13 protein-coding genes and 2 riboswitches are annotated in these 16,034 nt (G+C 62.1%); of the genes, 7 read left to right on the forward strand and 6 right to left on the reverse strand.

Translation table 11 applies throughout. The features are described from left to right. Positions 1 to 7: 7 nt before the first annotated feature. Positions 8 to 871, forward strand: a complete 864-nt coding sequence (locus ACQZ5H_RS20520; protein ID WP_112718255.1) for an RNA polymerase factor sigma-32 — start codon at positions 8 to 10, stop codon at positions 869 to 871. Positions 872 to 921: 50 nt separating this feature from the next. On the opposite strand, the gene ACQZ5H_RS20525 is transcribed toward ACQZ5H_RS20520, so the two are convergent. The 5 genes from ACQZ5H_RS20525 to ACQZ5H_RS20545 all read right to left on the reverse strand — a co-directional run bounded on the left by ACQZ5H_RS20525 (position 922) and on the right by ACQZ5H_RS20545 (position 7,831). Next, a complete protein-coding gene (locus ACQZ5H_RS20525; RefSeq protein WP_112718257.1) occupies positions 922 to 2,466 on the reverse strand; it encodes a M48 family metalloprotease in 1,545 nt (514 codons plus the stop codon). 252 nt (positions 2,467 to 2,718) lie between these two features. Beyond that, complete coding sequence (locus ACQZ5H_RS20530) at positions 2,719 to 3,429, reverse strand: thiamine ABC transporter ATP-binding protein (RefSeq protein ID WP_449098897.1); 711 nt, start codon at positions 3,427 to 3,429, stop codon at positions 2,719 to 2,721. Continuing rightward, on the reverse strand, positions 3,416 to 5,053 hold the full coding sequence (gene thiP, locus ACQZ5H_RS20535) for a thiamine/thiamine pyrophosphate ABC transporter permease ThiP (RefSeq protein ID WP_449098898.1): 1,638 nt from the start codon (positions 5,051 to 5,053) through the stop codon (positions 3,416 to 3,418). The genes ACQZ5H_RS20530 and thiP overlap by 14 nt, the downstream gene beginning before the upstream one ends. Next, positions 5,053 to 6,075, reverse strand: a complete 1,023-nt coding sequence (thiB, locus tag ACQZ5H_RS20540; protein ID WP_449098899.1) for a thiamine ABC transporter substrate binding subunit — start codon at positions 6,073 to 6,075, stop codon at positions 5,053 to 5,055. Before thiB ends, thiP begins: the two co-directional genes overlap by 1 nt. A 52-nt stretch (positions 6,076 to 6,127) precedes the next feature. Beyond that, a riboswitch (TPP riboswitch) is annotated at positions 6,128 to 6,240 on the reverse strand. A gap of 55 nt (positions 6,241 to 6,295) precedes the next feature. Beyond that, entirely contained in the window at positions 6,296 to 7,831 is a 1,536-nt protein-coding gene (locus ACQZ5H_RS20545) for an MDR family MFS transporter (RefSeq protein ID WP_449098900.1), read from the reverse strand. 115 nt (positions 7,832 to 7,946) lie between these two features. On the opposite strand from ACQZ5H_RS20545, the gene ACQZ5H_RS20550 reads away from it, so the two are divergent. The 4 genes from ACQZ5H_RS20550 (at position 7,947) to ACQZ5H_RS20565 (ending at position 11,724) form a co-directional block, all read left to right on the forward strand. After that, a complete protein-coding gene (locus ACQZ5H_RS20550) occupies positions 7,947 to 8,474 on the forward strand; it encodes a MarR family winged helix-turn-helix transcriptional regulator (protein ID WP_449098901.1) in 528 nt (175 codons plus the stop codon). A 42-nt stretch (positions 8,475 to 8,516) separates the two neighbouring features. Further along, a complete protein-coding gene (locus ACQZ5H_RS20555; protein WP_449098902.1) occupies positions 8,517 to 9,173 on the forward strand; it encodes a thiamine diphosphokinase in 657 nt (218 codons plus the stop codon). A gap of 3 nt (positions 9,174 to 9,176) precedes the next feature. Further along, a complete protein-coding gene (locus ACQZ5H_RS20560) occupies positions 9,177 to 11,000 on the forward strand; it encodes an ABC-F family ATP-binding cassette domain-containing protein (RefSeq protein WP_449098903.1) in 1,824 nt (607 codons plus the stop codon). Between the two features lie 100 nt (positions 11,001 to 11,100). Next, the gene (locus ACQZ5H_RS20565) at positions 11,101 to 11,724 is read left to right on the forward strand and encodes a hypothetical protein (protein ID WP_449098904.1); all 624 of its coding nucleotides are present in this window, start codon (positions 11,101 to 11,103) and stop codon (positions 11,722 to 11,724) included. A gap of 6 nt (positions 11,725 to 11,730) precedes the next feature. On the opposite strand, the gene ACQZ5H_RS20570 is transcribed toward ACQZ5H_RS20565, so the two are convergent. Then, positions 11,731 to 13,566, reverse strand: coding sequence for an ABC transporter ATP-binding protein/permease (locus ACQZ5H_RS20570; protein WP_449098905.1), 1,836 nt, complete (start codon positions 13,564 to 13,566; stop codon positions 11,731 to 11,733). Positions 13,567 to 13,715: 149 nt separating this feature from the next. Further along, positions 13,716 to 13,793: riboswitch (SAM riboswitch) on the forward strand. Between the two features lie 61 nt (positions 13,794 to 13,854). On the opposite strand from ACQZ5H_RS20570, the gene metA reads away from it, so the two are divergent. Continuing rightward, on the forward strand, positions 13,855 to 14,778 hold the full coding sequence (gene metA, locus ACQZ5H_RS20575) for a homoserine O-acetyltransferase MetA (protein WP_130283128.1): 924 nt from the start codon (positions 13,855 to 13,857) through the stop codon (positions 14,776 to 14,778). Positions 14,779 to 14,916: 138 nt separating this feature from the next. Continuing rightward, on the forward strand, positions 14,917 to 15,939 hold the full coding sequence (locus ACQZ5H_RS20580) for an aldose epimerase family protein (RefSeq protein ID WP_449098906.1): 1,023 nt from the start codon (positions 14,917 to 14,919) through the stop codon (positions 15,937 to 15,939). Positions 15,940 to 16,034: the final 95 nt, after the last annotated feature.

Consider the following 16,034-nt stretch of genomic DNA (forward strand, 5'->3'; position numbering starts at 1 on the left):
GACCGATATGAAGAACATGTCTGCAGACCGGCGCATGATCAAAATAGCGATGGCGGCTCCCTATCTCGCCCGCGAGGAAGAACATGAACTGGCGATCCGCTGGAAGGACAATGAAGACCGCGGTGCGCGCAACCAGATCGCCATGGCGCATATGCGCCTCGTCATCTCGATGGCCGGCAAGTTCCGCAATTTCGGTCTGCCGATGAGCGATCTCGTGCAGGAGGGCTATGTCGGTCTCCTGGAAGCCGCTGCCCGTTTCGAGCCGGAGCGTGAAGTTCGTTTCTCCACTTATGCCAGCTGGTGGATCCGTGCGTCGATCCAGGATTATATCCTGCGCAACTGGTCGATCGTCCGCGGCGGTACGAGTTCCGCGCAGAAAGCGCTTTTCTTCAATCTTCGCCGCCTTCGCGCCAAGCTTGCCCGCGGCGATACGCAGCTGACCCTGCAATCCATTCATCAGGAAATCGCCGCAGCCCTCGGCGTCAGCCTTGCCGACGTCCAGACGATGGATGCGCGGCTTTCCAGCAACGATGCTTCGCTGCAGGCGCCGTCTGTCTCCGGCGACGCCGACAGTGCCGAGAAGATGGATTTCCTCGTCAGCGACGATCCTCTGCCCGATGAGCAGGTCTCCAACATGATTGATGGCGAGCGCCGCCGCGTCTGGCTCGCCTCAGCGCTGACGCATCTCAACGAGCGCGAGATGAAGATCATCAGCGCCCGCCGTCTCGCTGAGGATGGAGCGACGCTCGAAGAGCTCGGCGCCGATCTCGGAATTTCCAAGGAGCGTGTGCGCCAGATCGAAAGCCGGGCGATGGAGAAGCTCCGCAGCGCGCTCGTGAGCGCCGACCCGCACATGGCCGCCTACGCCTGAACGTTCTTACTCCCAGCAGCACAGACTGGCCCGGTTCATCCGGGCCTTTTTTATTCGGCGATGATTTTGACGCGATCGCCGGGGGCGACGGTGGCGCCTGTCGGCAGTGCATTGATGAGCTTGAAGAGATCGAGCTTGCGATCGGTGCCCATCATGCGGGCGGCAAGCGTCGTGATGTTGTCGCCCGGGCGGACGGTGACGACGCGGATGCGCAGCGGCTTCAGCGACGACATCTCATCCGGGGTCATGCGGCGGAAGCTGGCGCGCAGGACATCTGCCGTCTGCTGCAGGGCTGTGCTGCCCTTAGGAACGGCGGTCAGGAACCGGAAGATCTGCTGATTGTTGCGGATGACCGTGACGTCGAAATCCCAGCGGTCGGCACTGGCGCGGGCGGTTGCCGCTTCCATGCCGTTGATCGTCGTCGCCTGTATCGTCGAGGGATCGAGGCCGGTGACCCAGCCGCTCGAGATATAGTTGGTCAGGCTCTGGTTGTTGCTGTCGGCCACGCCATCGAAACGGATGGCGATATCGCCGGGGCCGGTCGCCATGACGGCTTCGACCTTGTTGTCGATGGTGAAATCGGGCGGCACGTCGAAGCGGATGCCGAGACCGCCATGCAGGAAGGTCTGGCCACGCACATAGCCCTCTTCCGGGCTGTCGCCGTAGAGAAGGCCGTCGATGCCGTCGAGATAGTAATCGCGGCCCTTGTCGCCGACCTTGCCTTCCTGACCGAAGGCGCGGGCGTGGTCGCGGGCCAACTCGATACGCTGCGCGGAATTCGGGTGGCTCGACAGGAAGTCCAGGCTCTGGTCGGCATCCGGATCGGCCGACATGAAGCGGCTGTATGCGGCCATGCTGTCGAGGAAGCGGCCAGCAGCATAGGGGTCGTAACCGGCTTCGCCGAGCATACGTACACCGATGACGTCGGCCTGCAGCTCCTGCTGGCGGGAGAAGGCGGCGAGGCGCAGCTTGCCGCGGGCGAGAGCCTGCTTGCCGGCGATATCGCTGGAGAGAACTTCGGCAACAACGCGGCTGGCGATGACTTCGGCTTCTTCGCGCTTCTGGCGCTCGATGCCGTGATTGGCCGTCACATGGCCCATCTCGTGCGAGAGCACGGCGGCAACCTCGGAGGCGTCGTTGGCAAGCGCCAGCAGGCCGCGCGTCACGTAGAGATAGCCGCCCGGCAGCGCGAAGGCGTTGATCGCTGGCGAATTCAGGATGGTGATGCGGTAGGACTGGCTCGGATTTTCCGAGACGGCCGTCAGCGCGCCGGCAATGCGGGCAACGAGGCGTTCGGTCTTGGCGTCCTTGTATTCACCGCCATAGCTCGCGACGATGCGCGGGTGTTCGCGGGCGCCCATCGCGGCGCGCGGATCGTTCTTCTGCACTTCATCGACGATCTGCGGATTGGACGAGGGCGAGACGGTCGGCTGGTAGGATTGCTCGATGATCGACTGGCAGCTGTTAAGCGCGACTGCGGCAGCAGTCAGCAGCAACGCATGCCGTCCCCGGTGGCGCAAAGCGGAAAGCATAGTCCTGGAGGGCGCGGGTCTCGTCCACGTCTTCATGCTGTCCAGTCTGGCTCTCCGAGTCATCTTGCTTTTCAGCCGGTTCGCCGCTTTATCGATCCGGCCACTTCCAACGGGGTTCAACAGGCGCCCATCCTGGCTCTCGCAGTGCACAACGGATGGATACAGGTCATTGCTGTAGCTGATTTCCGCATCGATTGCATAGCGAGACTCTGCTTAATTGTGGCGCCGTTGTAATTTAGCAAGCTTGGCGTGGTTAAGGAGTTCTTTCGCTCGGATGAAATTGTGGCGAAAGTGCCATCGCGCCCTGCAGATTCGTCAACCGCGCAGAAATTGCCGCAATGCGGGCATATCTTTTCGCGCGAGATATTCATCGATCGGCGCGGCAAGCGCGATCGCGCCATGGTCGATGAAGACCCCGTAGCTGGCAATGCGGCGGACTTCGTCCGGGTCATGCGAGACGACGATCACGGTGCTGCCGGTTTCGCGCTGCATCGTCGTCAGAAGCTCCGCCATGCCGCTGCGCAAACCGGGATCGAGAGCGGCGAAGGGCTCATCCAGAAGCAGGATCGGCCGATTGCGGACGAGGGCGCGGGCGAAGGCGGCGCGTTGACGTTCGCCGCCGGACAGTGTCGCCGGAAGCCGCTTCTCGAAAGCTGCAAGTCCGACCTGCGCCAGCGCCGCCGAGATGCGGCTGCGGTCCGCCTGCGTGAGCTTCAGGGCCGGATTGATGCCCAGCCCGATATTGGTGAAGATATCGAGATGGGCGAAGAGATTGTTGTCCTGGAAGACGAGCGAGACCGGCCGCTCCGACGGATGGACGCCGCTGGCGTCCCTGCCATCAAGCAGCACCTGGCCACTCTCCGGTATCTCGAAGCCTGCCAGCAGATTGAGGAAGGTCGATTTTCCGGCGCCAGAGGGGCCCGTCACGGCGATGATCTGGCCCCCGGGCAGTGCGCAATCGAAGTGAAAAGCATGGCTGCCGAGCGCCAGGCGGACGTTCTGCATGGCAATATCAGCGGCCGTCATCGGCACCATGTCCTCGCACCTGGCGGGATGTTCCGGCAATTGTCAGCAACAGGCATATCACGCCGAGGATCAGCGCAAAGCCATCGGCATCATTGGTCCTGTAGCTTCCCATGCGGCTATAGACCAGCCACGGCAGGGTGATGAAACCATCGGACCCAAAAAGAGCAACGGCGCCGAGATCGCCGAGCGACAGCGCCATGGCGAAAGACAGGGCGGTCAGGAACGGCTTCCGCAGCCCCGGCCAATCGATAAGCCGCAGCCGCGCCATGCCGGCGATCCCGAGGCTCGCCGATAGCCGCGCCGTACGGCGCTGATGGACGAGATAGGCCGGTTCTAGCACGCGCATGACGAAGGGCAGCGCCATCAGCATGTTGATCAAGACGACGAGGGCAGGCGCGAAAATTTCTGCATCTCCGAACGGTCGCAGGGTCATGAACCATCCTGTGGCAAGCACGACCGGCGGGGCCAATAGCACCATTGAAGATGCGCCGCCCATCGTGGCGAAGAAGGCGCGGTTGCCACGGCCGGACTGCTTGCTGGTGGCTATGGTCTGGCGGGCGCGGATCAGGGCTGCCGATACCAGCAGCGCCAGTGTGGCGGCGGAGATGGATATACCGAAGCTCATCGCCGCGGCCTGCCAGAAGACGGGCTCACCGAGCAGTTTCGGCAGGTCGGCTTTCAGGCCGGCGACGACGACCGAGAGAAGTGGCGACAGGAGAAAGGCTGTGATGGCGATCAATAGCAGGCTGTCCAATAGCTTCGCTATGGGCTTCCTGCCGTCGAAGCGCAGTGCCCGGTGCCCTGCTGTCAGCCCCTCGTCCAGGCTCGCGGGCAGGAGCGACATGGCGGCGAGGACGAGGCCGGTCAGCGCGATCTGCAGCAAGGAAAGTGCGACGGCGCGGCCGGGATCGAAATCGAAGCGAAGCGACTGGTAGATCGCGACCTCGACCGTCGTTGCCGCAGGACCGCCGCCGAGGGTCAGCACCAGCGTGAAGCTCGTGGCGCAGAGCATGAAGATCAGTCCGGCGACGCCGGGGATCAGGCCGCGGATGGCCGGCCATTCGATGAAACGGAAGATGGCGCGCGGACGCATGCCGAGATTGCCCGCCATCAGCCAGTATTCAGAGGGCAGCCGTTCAAGACCGGCAAGCATCAGCCGGCAGGCCAGCGGCAGGTTGAAGAAGACGTGGGCAAGCAGGATGCCGGTTAGGCCATAGATGCTGACAGGTTCGGCAAGGCCGAGTTTCGTCAGCGCGCTGTTGAGCAGGCCCTGCCTGCCCCAGATGCCGATCAAGCCGAGCGCGCCGATCAGAACGGGCAGTCCCATGGGCACCGCCATTAGGCGGATGATCCAGATGCGGCCGGGAAATTGCAGCTGGCGGGCGAGCGACCGCGCGACAGGGATCGCCAGGAAAACCGATAGCAGCGTGGAGAGGACCGCCTGCAGCAGCGTGAAGCGCAGGACGCGGAGGATATAGGGATCGGAAATGATCCCGGCAAAGGCAGCGCCCCCGCCGGAGGCGGCAAGCGAAACGGCAGCGATACCGATGAAAAGCAGGATGGCGGCGAGCGCAATTGCGCCGCCCGCCAATGCATTTCGCCGTTCCGCCGCCGTCTGCAGCATTAGTTCATGCTCATCGCCGCAAGCCACTCGTCGATCCAGGCCTTGCGGTTCTTGGCGACCTCATCCGGCGACATCAGGAAAGTCTTGGAGGGATTGACGAGCTTGCCGAAAGCATCCGGCAGGGGCGTCGAGGTCGCCGAGACCGGCATCATCCAGTTGTTGGTCGGGATCGTGTCCTGGAAGCCGGGGGTGACCATGAACTTCAGGAAGTCGCGGGCAAGATCCTTGTCCGGCGCGTTCTTCAGCAGGCCGGCGACTTCGATCTGGATGTAGTGTCCCTCGGAGAAGGCGGCGGCCTGATAGCGGTCGGCGTTTTCAGCGACCATGTGGTAGGCCGGGGACGTCGTATAGGAGAGCACCATCGGCGCCTCGCCCTTGGTGAACAGGCCATAGGCCTCCGACCAGCCGGGCGTGACCGTCAGGATGCGGTTCTTGAGCTTAGCCCAGGCTTCCGGCGCCTTGTCGCCGTAAACGGACTTCACCCAAAGCAGCAGGCCGAGACCAGGCGTAGACGTGCGCGGATCCTCGATGACGATCTTCTGCGACGGGTCGCCGTCAACCAGTTCCTGCATGCTTTTCGGCGGGTTCTTTACCGTCTGCGTGTCGTAGATGATGGCGAAGTGGCCGTAGTCATAGGGAACGAAGACATCGTCCTTGAAATCGCCGGGCACCTTCAAAGCGCTGGTATCGACGCCGCTGGCGTCGAACAGGCCGGTATCCTTGGCCTCGGTGATCAGGTTGGTGTCGATGCCGAGCACGACGTCGGCCTTCGTCGAGGCACCCTCGAGCTTGAGGCGCGAGAGAAGGGCGACGCCATCGGCGACGCTGACGAAATTGACGGTGCAGGCGCAGGTCTTCTCGAAGGCTTCCTTGACCTTGGGGCCGGGGCCCCATTCGGAGGTGAAGCTTTCGTAGGTATAGACCGTCAGCGTCTTGTCTGCAGCCTGGGCCGGAGCGATGGCTGAGGTAACGGCGAGAAGCGCCGTGGCGAAAAGTGCGATCAATGGTTTGCGGCCGGGCATGGCGCGCCTCCTCCTATACAAGTTGTTTCACGGGAAAAGGGCGGTGCCTGGTGTCACGCGCGCATCTAATCCCTCCGCCGGTGTTAACCGGATCAGGTTCCGCGGGTTGGCTTGAAGCCTCTCAGCCAGCTGTCCTTGCGGACACGGGCACCCCGTTAGAGCGTTCGCAGATGTATAGTGGTGACGGCTTTATGACAAGGGCGAAGCTCGCCCTTGCCGGTCACTCCGCAGCTTCGGCTGCGGCCGCAGAATTCTTGGCTTCGCCATGGCGCGGCAGCTGTACGGGTTTCAGCGAAAGGGCGGCGATCAGCCCGATCAGTGCAAAAGCGCAGGAGGTCATGAACAGCGGCGTGAAGGCGGCCGAATACGCATTCTCTACCGCCTGACGGCTGGCTTCTGGCAGTGCCGCCATCATCTTCGGGGTCAGCTGCTCGATATCGGTCACGCCGGGGATGGAGACGCCGACCTTTGCCAGCTGCGAGCCGATGATCGCGCCGTAGATGGAGATGGCGATCGAGGCGCCGCCCATGCGCGACAGCGTCACCGAACCCGTTGCAGCACCGACGTCACGGGCCGGAGCCGCGTTCTGAACGCCGATGATCGGCACCTGCTGTGCAAGCCCGATGCCGATGCCGTGCAGAGCCATCAGCAGGCCGATGATGGGCAGAGGGGTACCCGCATGAACCTGCGTCAGCAACGCGAAAGCGATGGCGCTGCAGGAGAGGCTGGCGATGGCGAAGGGCTTGTAGCGGCCGGTGCGCGAGATGGTGCGGCCGGCAAACAACGAACCGCAGACAAGGCCGCCGGTCAGCATGATGAAGAGCAGGCCGGCATGCGAGGGCGAGAGGCCGGTTGTCGTCTGCAGGAACAGCGCGAAATAGTTGGCCATGCCGATGGCGATGCCGCCGCCGGTGATCGACATGATCAAGAGCAGCGGGAAAGTCGGATTGCGGAACAGCGACAGCGGCACGATCGGTTCGGCGGCGCGGCGCTCGACGAAGACCCAGGCGATGGCGCAGACAACGCCTGCGGCAATGATGCCGAGGCTCTGCGGTGCAAGGAGCGAACCGAAAAGCTCACTGCCATCGGCCATCAGCACGATGCTGGTGGTGGTCATCGCCAAGAGCAGCGCGCCGGCGTAGTCGATCTTCGGGCGGCGATGCGGTTTGCGGTAGGGCAGCATCAGCGCCAGGCCGATGAGCACGACGAAACCGATGGGGACATTGACAAGAAAGATCGAGCGCCAGCCGAACAGATCGCTCATCATGCCGCCAAGAACGGGGCCGATGGCGCTGGAGGCCATCAGCACGAGGCTGGAATAGCTCTGGTAGCGGGCGCGTTCGCGCGGTTCGAAAAGGTCGGCATTGACGGCGAAGATCGACACCATGATGCCGCCGCCGCCGAGGCCCTGCAGCACGCGGGCGGCAATCAGCGTGTTCATCGAGATGGCCAGACCGCAGACAGCCGAGCCGACGGTGAAGATCGCGATCGCCGTCATCATCACATATTTGCGGCCGAAGAGGTCGCCGAGCTTGCCATAGACGGGCATCACGGCGCTGAGCGACAGGAGATAGGCCGAGCCGATCCAGCCGAAGCGCTCGAGATGGCCGAATTCGCCCACGATCGTCGGCAGCGCCGTCGAGACAATCTGATTGTCCAGCGTTGCCATGAACATCGCGGTCATCAGAAACAGGAAGAGAATAAGCCTGCGGCGGGGATCCGTCACGAGCGGCTGGGAGGCAAGCTGCATATCCATGAAGACAGTTCCGATCTTGATCGCCAATTTATGTGACAAAAGCATATAAATGTCAATGACACTTGAATGACGCAGGCATGTTTCCTTCCCGCAAGCCTTCTGTTATGCTCGCCGCATGAACGAGAAACCCGCCCGAATTCACGAGCTCGATCCCCTGCCGCTGGAAAGCGAAAGCGTCTTGAGCATCGGCCAGAGCATGACCCGCATGAAGCTCATGACGGGCCGCAGGCTGATCGGGCGTCTTGCGATCCAGAGCGTCGCGCCGGATCTCGAACTGTCGCATCTCGACGTGCTTGATGCCGTACGCCGCGCGCAGCCGGCGGAGGAAGTGACGGTCGGGACGATCGCGGAGATGCTGCGCATCGATCCGTCACGCGCCAGCCGCGTGGTTGCCGACATGGTCAGCCGCAACATTCTTCGCCGCGCGGCATCGCAGGCCGATGCGCGCAGGATCGTCGTGGTTATGACACCCATCGGGCAGCGGCTGCTTGCCGAAATCCGTGCGCAGAAGATGGCGCTGATCGGCGAAATCCTCGACGGATGGAGCGAAAAGGACGTCGATGCTTTCGCGGCGCTCTATGAACGCTTCATCGATGGCTATGAAAAAGCCTTCGAACGGCGCGACAAGGGTACGCCCGGCTGAACCCTGCCCCTTTCCCTCGACCCCTGCTTTGCGCTATGGGCAATGCCCATGACGGAAACCACCTTCACCATCCTGCTTGGCGGCGAGCTCACGCCGACGGAACGGCTGCGCAGCGCCGTTGCCGGTAGCCGCTTCATCGCGGCCGATGGCGGCATGCGGCATGCGGCCGAGCTCGGCGTCGTGCCGGAGCTCTGGGTGGGCGATTTCGATTCCACGGCGCCTGATCTCGAAGGCGCCTTTCCCGATGTGCCGAAGCAGCCCTACCCGGCCGCCAAAGCCTCGACGGATGGCGAGATCGCCGTGTCTGAAGCCATTGCGCGTGGGGCAAAGCGCTTGATCCTAGCCGGTGCCCTGGCGGGCGAGCGCTCCGACCATGCGCTTCAGCATCTGCTTTACGCCGTCAGCCTGGCAGAAGAGGGTTTCGACCTGCTGCTCACCTCCGGGGTGGAGGAAGCGGTTCCGCTTCTTGCCGGAACCATCGAGCTTGACCTGCCGAAGAACAGCCTGTTTTCAGTCCCCGGGTTCAGCGAACTGCGCGGGCTCTTCATCGAGAACGCCCGCTATCCGCTCTCGGATTTCCATTTGCCCTTCGGCTCATCGCGTACCATTTCCAATGTGGCGGAAGGCAAGGTTCGTTTCACGCTTGGCAGCGGCCGGGCGATCGTCCTTGCCCGCCCTTATGATCTTTCCGGAGTCTGATTCTTGGCGCCTCCCATTCTCAAACTGGACGACATCTTCCTGAGCTTCGGCGGCACGCCGTTGCTGGCGGGCGCAAGCCTGCAGGTGGAGCCCGGCGACAAGATCTGCCTCGTCGGCCGCAATGGTTCCGGCAAGTCGACACTGCTGAAGATCGCGGCCGGCATCGCCGAAGCGCAATCCGGCGAGGTGTTCCGCCATCCGTCGTCGACGGTGCGCTATCTGGAGCAGGCGCCCGATTTCGTCGGCTTCTCGACTGTGCAGGCCTATGCCGAAGCCGGGCTCGGGCCGGGCGACGATCCCTATCGCGTCACCTATCTGCTGTCGCATCTCGGCCTGACTGGGGAGGAGGACCCGAAGAACCTCTCGGGCGGTGAAGCCCGCCGCGCGGCCCTTGCCCGCGTCATGGCGCCGGAACCGGATATCCTGCTGCTCGACGAGCCCACCAACCATCTCGACCTGCCGACCATCGAATGGCTGGAAGGCGAGCTTCAGAAGACGCGGAGCGCCCTGGTTCTGATCTCGCACGACCGCCGGTTCCTAGAGAAGGTCTCGACGGCGACCGTCTGGCTCGACCGCGGAACATCGCGGCGGCTCGATCGCGGCTTCGGGCATTTCGAAGCCTGGCGCGATCAGGTTCTCGAAGCCGAAGAGCTGGAGCAGCACAAGCTCGGCAAGGCGATCGAGCGCGAAGAGCACTGGCTGCGCTACGGCGTCACCGCGCGCCGCAAGCGCAACATGCGCCGTCTCGGCGAATTGCAGACGATGCGCTCGCAATATCGCGGCCACAAGGGTCCGCAGGGGACTGTGCAGGCCACGGTTTCGGATGCACAGGAATCCGGCAAGCTTGTCATCGAAGCCGAGAAGATCACGAAGACTTACGGCGACCGGCCGATCGTCGCGCCGTTCTCGATCCGTGTCCATCGCGGCGATTGCATCGGTCTCGTCGGTCCAAATGGCGCCGGCAAGACGACGCTTTTGAAGATGCTGACGGGGCAACTGTCGCCGGATACCGGTACGGTGAAGCTCGGAACCAATCTCGAGATCGCCACGCTGGACCAGAAGCGCGAAGACCTCAATCCCGAGGACACACTTGCCAATTACCTGACCGATGGCCGTGGCGAGAACCTGCTCGTCAATGGCGAGCAGCGGCATGTCACGGGCTACATGAAGGAATTCCTGTTCCAGCCGGAGCAGGCGCGTACGCCGATCAAGAATCTCTCCGGCGGCGAACGTGCGCGTCTTATGCTGGCGCGGATTCTATCGCGGCCGACGAACCTCTTGATCCTCGACGAACCGACCAACGACCTGGATATCGAAACGCTCGACCTGTTGCAGGAAATCGTTGCCGGCTTTCCGGGCACGGTCATTCTCGTCAGCCACGATCGTGATTTCCTGGACCGCACCGTGACGTCAACGATCGCGCCTGCCGTTCCGGATGCGCCCGATGGCCGCTGGATCGAATATGCCGGTGGCTATTCCGACATGATGGCGCAGCGCAAAGGGGCGCTGGAGGAGCGGCGTAAGGCGGAGAAGGCTGCCGAGAAGGCAAAGGCGGAGGCTTCGCCTGCTGCCGAGGCGCCGAAGGGCAAAGGCAAGCTTTCCTTCAAGCAGAAATTCGCGCTGGAAAATCTGCCAAAGGAAATGGCAAAGGCCGAGGCCCAGATCGCCAATCGCGAAGAGAAGATGGCCGATCCCAACCTCTTCACCAAGGATCGCAAGACCTTCGACAAGCTTGCTGCCGAGATGGAAAAGCTGCGCGACAGTCTGACCAAGATGGAAGAGGAATGGCTTGAGCTCGAAATGCTGAGGGAAGAGCTCGAAGGCTGAGTTTCACGTTTCCTTGATTCGCCGGTGTCCCGGTGCGGCTCTACATTCCGCTCCGGCAGCCGGGGATATGCCTGCTATCGTGGCGACAAGGAATAGTCATATGTCTCGCAAGCTTTCTTCCGCATTTCTGACGGCGCTCGCCGCCGCAGCCATCACCTTTTCAGCCGTTCAGTCCAGCCAGGCCGACGATACGCAGCGCGTTCGCATCCGGGGGGTCGTCGAGAGCCTCAATGGCGACGTGCTGACGATCAAGACCCGCGACGGCAGCGATCAGTCGATCGCCATGCAATCCGGTTTCAAGGTCGGCGGCATCCAGCGGGCATCCGTCGACGATATCAAGCCGGGCGATTTCGTCGGTGTCGGCTCGATGCCGAAGGGCAGCGGCCCGAACGATGCGCTGCAGGTGATGATTTTCCCGGCCTCGATGAAGGGCACCGGCGAGGGCAATCGCCCCTGGGATGCCAAGCCGAATACCGAGATGACCAATGCGACGGTCAGCACCTCCGTCAAGGCGGTCAACGGCAAGACGATCACGCTCACCTATCAGGGCAAGGAAAAGACGATCGCCATTCCCGATGGCACGCAGATCGTCACCATCGCGTCGGCTACCAAGGATGATCTGAAGCCGGGTGCCGCCGTCATCGTCACGGCCGAGAAGGCTGCCGATGGCAGCGTTTCGTCCAAGCAGGTTTCCGTCGGCCTCAGCGGCGTCCAGCCGATGTGATGATTGCTAGAGCACCGGAGCCGCCGCCGGGCGGCCGGTGCCGGCTTTCGGCGGCGCGGGTTCTTCGGTCTTGGAAGCGATCGCTTCCAGATGCAGCACCCGCGGCTTCAGCACTTCCATATAGGTCTCGGAGCGGCCGATATAGATCATCGCCGTATCCGGCAGCGCCGTCAGCAGGTTGGTCAGCGTCGCCTGCCATTCCGGTTCGAGACCTTCGAGCACTTCGTCGAATACGACCCAGCGCGGCCGCACCAGCAGAAGCCGGGCAAAGCCGATGGCCTTCTGCTCGTCGGAATCCAGCACCTTGTCCCAGCGCGCACGCGTATCGAGACGGCCGATGAGCTGACGCAGCCCGGCCTTCTCCATCGCAGCCTCGATATCCTCGTTCTTGTACGAACCGGCAGGTTCGGGGAAGCAGAGCGCCTCGCGCAGCGTGCCGCCGGGGATATAGGCGACCTGCGGGATGAACAGCATGTCGTCGGATGGCGGCAGGCCCATCGTGCCGCTGCCGCAGGGCCACAGACCGGCCATTGCCTGGAACAGCAGCTTGCGATTGACGTTGTGATCGCCGTTGATCATCACCTTCTCGCCGGCCTTCAGCGTGACGTCAGGCTCGTGCACACGGAAGCCGCCGCACTGGTCGACTTCTTCGCCGAGCTTTGCGGCGATCGTCACATTCTTCATCACAAGCCTGTCGGCTGCGGTATCCTCATAGGCGATGACATTCTTCGGGTTCATCGCGTCATCCATGTGCTGAAGCGCATGGCGGAAATCGGTGACGCGGTTCAGCGTTGCGCGCCATTCGGCGATCGGGCCGAAATTGGCGACATACCAGCGCAGCGCCGTATTGACCTGGTTGAAGGCGCCGACCGACATCATCAGCTCACCGAAGGTCAGGCCGCCGGAGAAATAGGCGGGGGCAGCGACGATGATCGGGATGACGATGACCAGCCAGCCATAGCCGGCAGAGACCCAGGTGAGATTGGTATTCGCCATCGTCAGCCGCTTCAGGACGGCGAGAACGGTGCTGATATCGATATTGATGCGCTGGCGCTCGTTTTCCTCGCCCTTGGCAACGGTGATCGCCGGCATATTCTCGTTGGCATGCATCAGCGAGAAACGCAGTTCGGCTTCCTTCGAGAAGCGCTCCGCGTTGATCGGCACCAGCTTGCGGCCGACGATCTGGCTGAGGATCGATGCCGAGGCAGCATAGAAGACCGCGGCCCAGACCATGTAGCCGGGGATGGCGAAGGAATAGGTGCTGAAGTGGAAGACGAAGCCGCTCGACAGTTCCCAGAGAACGCCGATGAAGCTGACGAGCAGGATGGTGGACTGAATGAGCCCGAGAACGAGGCCGGTGGTGCTTTCCGCCAGGTTTCGGGCGTCTTCATGCAAGCGCTGGTCGGGATTGACGCCGATCAGGCCGCTCGAGGCCAGCCGAAGGGCTCGCTTGCGCTTCAGCCACTGGTCGACGAGATCGCGTGTCAGGCCCTCGCGCATGTAGAGCGCGGTCATCTGGTTCAGCCATGCCTGACCGACATTGAGCAGCAGGAGAGAGCCGGCGATCAGGCCGAAGACCTGCAGCTGGTGGAAGAATTCGGTGACATCGCGCCGCTGCAGCGAATCGTAGAAGGGTGCGTTCCAGCGGTTCAGGACCACCTGGCCATAAGCCGTCGCCAGGATGACGGCGAGCAGAATCGCCGCGAGCGACAGGATCTTGCCGCGCACCTTGGAGGCCCAGAAAGCCTGAAACATCAATTTAAGGCGGTAGCCGAGGCTCAGGTCATATCCGACCCGGTCTTGCCGCTGACCGCCAGCCGCGCCTTTGGCGTCGTCCGTCATCACGCATTCCCGTACAGCATCGCCCCTGATTAACATGGTAGCGCGCACTGTCCATCAACAGATTCTACCAGTCATTAATGCGTGAGTTACCTTGCGCCAAGGCGCCGCATGCGAATCCTCATTGATTCGCGCCGCTGTCAGCGCTATCTAGAAGACCTCGTGGTGATTTGGCCGGCCGGCTTGCAGCCACGTTAAATAAGTCGCTAAAGGGCCGCGTGCGGACCGGTAGCGATTCTTTCGTTGCCGGTTTTTTATTTGCCGGTTGTTCTGTTCGATCGAGTGAATGCGATGCCCATCAAGATTCCTGACACGCTCCCCGCTTTCGAAACCCTCGTTCAGGAGGGGGTTCGGGTGATGACCGAAACGATGGCTATCCGCCAGGATATCCGTCCGCTGCAGATCGGGCTTCTCAATCTCATGCCGAACAAGATCAAGACCGAGGTGCAGATGGCGCGCCTCGTCGGCGCCTCGCCGCTGCAGGTCGAGTTCTCGCTGGTGCGCATCGGCAATCACAAGGCCAAGAACACCTCCGAAGACCATCTGCTCGCCTTCTACCAGACCTGGGAAGAAGTGAAGCACCGCAAATTCGACGGTTTCATCATCACCGGCGCGCCGATCGAGCTGATGCCCTATGAAGACGTCACCTATTGGAAGGAGATGCAGGACATCTTCGAATGGACGCGCACCAACGTGCATTCGACGATGAATGTCTGCTGGGGCGCGATGGCGGCCATCTACCATTTCCATGGGGTGCCGAAGCATGAGCTCGGCGAAAAGGCCTTCGGCGTCTATCGCCACAAGAATCTGAAACCCTCTTCCGTCTATCTCAATGGTTTCTCCGACAATTTCGAAATCCCGGTCTCCCGCTGGACCGAGGTTCGCCGTGCCGATATCGAAAAGGCATCGGGTCTGGAAATCCTGATGGAATCGAACGAGATGGGCGTCTGCCTCGTTCAGGAAGAAGCGGCCAAGCGGCTCTATATCTTCAATCACGTCGAATATGACTCGACGTCACTGTCTGACGAGTATTTCCGCGACGTGAATGCCGGCGTGCCGATCAAGATGCCGCATAACTATTTCCCGCATAACGATCCAGCCCTTCAGCCGCAGAACCGCTGGCGCAGCCACGCGCATCTGCTCTTCGGCAACTGGATCAATGAAATCTACCAGACGACGCCCTACGAGCTCAGCGAGATCGGGACGAAAATCTGAGGGTTTATCAATCTGTTGACGTTGCGCCGCTGGCCTTGATGCCGCGGCGCTTCTTTTTTGCCTTTGGCAGTTGCGGTTCGCGGAAAATGGGGGCAGGTTCGCTGCCGGAAAGCGAACAGATTTCAGGACGATGGATAGATGGCTGAACAGCTGAAGCGGGAAGTTTTCGGAACGACGAAGGATGGTGAGACCGTCTATCGCGTCGAGATCAAGGGCGGCGGTCTGACGGCCAAGATCATGACCTGGGGCGCGGTCATTCAGGATCTGCGGCTCGACGGCCATGAGGCTCCGCTGCTGCTCGGCTTCGACAATTTCGCCGACTATCCGGCCTATTCCTCCTATTTCGGTGCGACGCCCGGCCGCTGTGCCAACCGCATCGGCGGCGGCAAGTTCACGCTCGATGGCAAGGCTTATCAGCTGGAGCTCAACGAGAAGGGTGTCTCGCATCTGCATGGCGGCAGCGACAATATCGCCAAGCGCAACTGGACGATCGTCGAGCATGATGTCGATCGCGTCGTGCTGAAGATCGTCGATCCCGATGGCCGCGCCGGCTATCCCGGCAATTGCACGATCCAGGCGACATACCGGGTCCATGGCAACGGCGAGTTCTCGATCGTCTATGAATCGACCTCGGATCAGCCGACGCTCGCCAATGTCTGCCAGCACGCCTATTTCAATCTCGACGGCCGCGACGATGCACTCGGCCACGACATCATGATCGCCGCCGACCATTATCTGCCGACCGACGAGCGGCAGATCCCGACCGGCGAGCTGCGCCCGGTCGACGGCACCACCTTCGATTTCCGCGAAATGACCTCGATGAAGCGTTTCGAGGGCTCCGAGCAGGCGCTCTACGACCATAATTTCTGCCTGTCGAAGGACCGTGTCGCCAAGCGCTCGGTCGTCCTGGCGCGCAGCGTCAATTCCGGCGTGTCGCTGGAAGTACGCACGACCGAGCCCGGCGTGCAGTTCTATGCCGGCTTCAAGCTCAATGTCGCGGTGCCGGGTCTCGATGGCCGCAAGTATGGCCCGTTTGCCGGTTTCTGCCTGGAAACGCAGGTCTGGCCCGATGCGATCAATCACGAGGGCTTCCCCAGTGCCGTGCTGCGGCCGGGTGAGGTGCTGCGTCAGGAAACGGACTACATCTTCAGCAAGAGCTGAGCCGCTTCGCCATCGCCATTTTCGAAACCCTCGTGACCCCGTCACGAGGGTTTTGTGTTTTCGGCGTAGATTCATCTTGAAGAGTGGTTCTAAAT

Source organism: Rhizobium sp. 21-4511-3d (assembly GCF_053522545.1).

Coding starts and splice junctions, on each gene's coding strand:
- ACQZ5H_RS20530 (WP_449098897.1), bottom strand. CDS start 3,429: ATGACGGCCGCTGATATTGCCATGCAGAACGTCCGCCTGGCGCTCGGC.
- ACQZ5H_RS20520 (WP_112718255.1), top strand. CDS start 8: ATGAAGAACATGTCTGCAGACCGGCGCATGATCAAAATAGCGATGGCG.
- thiB (WP_449098899.1), bottom strand. CDS start 6,075: ATGCCCGGCCGCAAACCATTGATCGCACTTTTCGCCACGGCGCTTCTC.
- ACQZ5H_RS20525 (WP_112718257.1), bottom strand. CDS start 2,466: ATGACTCGGAGAGCCAGACTGGACAGCATGAAGACGTGGACGAGACCC.
- ACQZ5H_RS20580 (WP_449098906.1), top strand. CDS start 14,917: ATGGCTGAACAGCTGAAGCGGGAAGTTTTCGGAACGACGAAGGATGGT.
- thiP (WP_449098898.1), bottom strand. CDS start 5,053: ATGCTGCAGACGGCGGCGGAACGGCGAAATGCATTGGCGGGCGGCGCA.
- ACQZ5H_RS20570 (WP_449098905.1), bottom strand. CDS start 13,566: ATGACGGACGACGCCAAAGGCGCGGCTGGCGGTCAGCGGCAAGACCGG.
- ACQZ5H_RS20555 (WP_449098902.1), top strand. CDS start 8,517: ATGCCCATGACGGAAACCACCTTCACCATCCTGCTTGGCGGCGAGCTC.
- ACQZ5H_RS20565 (WP_449098904.1), top strand. CDS start 11,101: ATGTCTCGCAAGCTTTCTTCCGCATTTCTGACGGCGCTCGCCGCCGCA.
- ACQZ5H_RS20550 (WP_449098901.1), top strand. CDS start 7,947: ATGAACGAGAAACCCGCCCGAATTCACGAGCTCGATCCCCTGCCGCTG.
- metA (WP_130283128.1), top strand. CDS start 13,855: ATGCCCATCAAGATTCCTGACACGCTCCCCGCTTTCGAAACCCTCGTT.
- ACQZ5H_RS20545 (WP_449098900.1), bottom strand. CDS start 7,831: ATGGATATGCAGCTTGCCTCCCAGCCGCTCGTGACGGATCCCCGCCGC.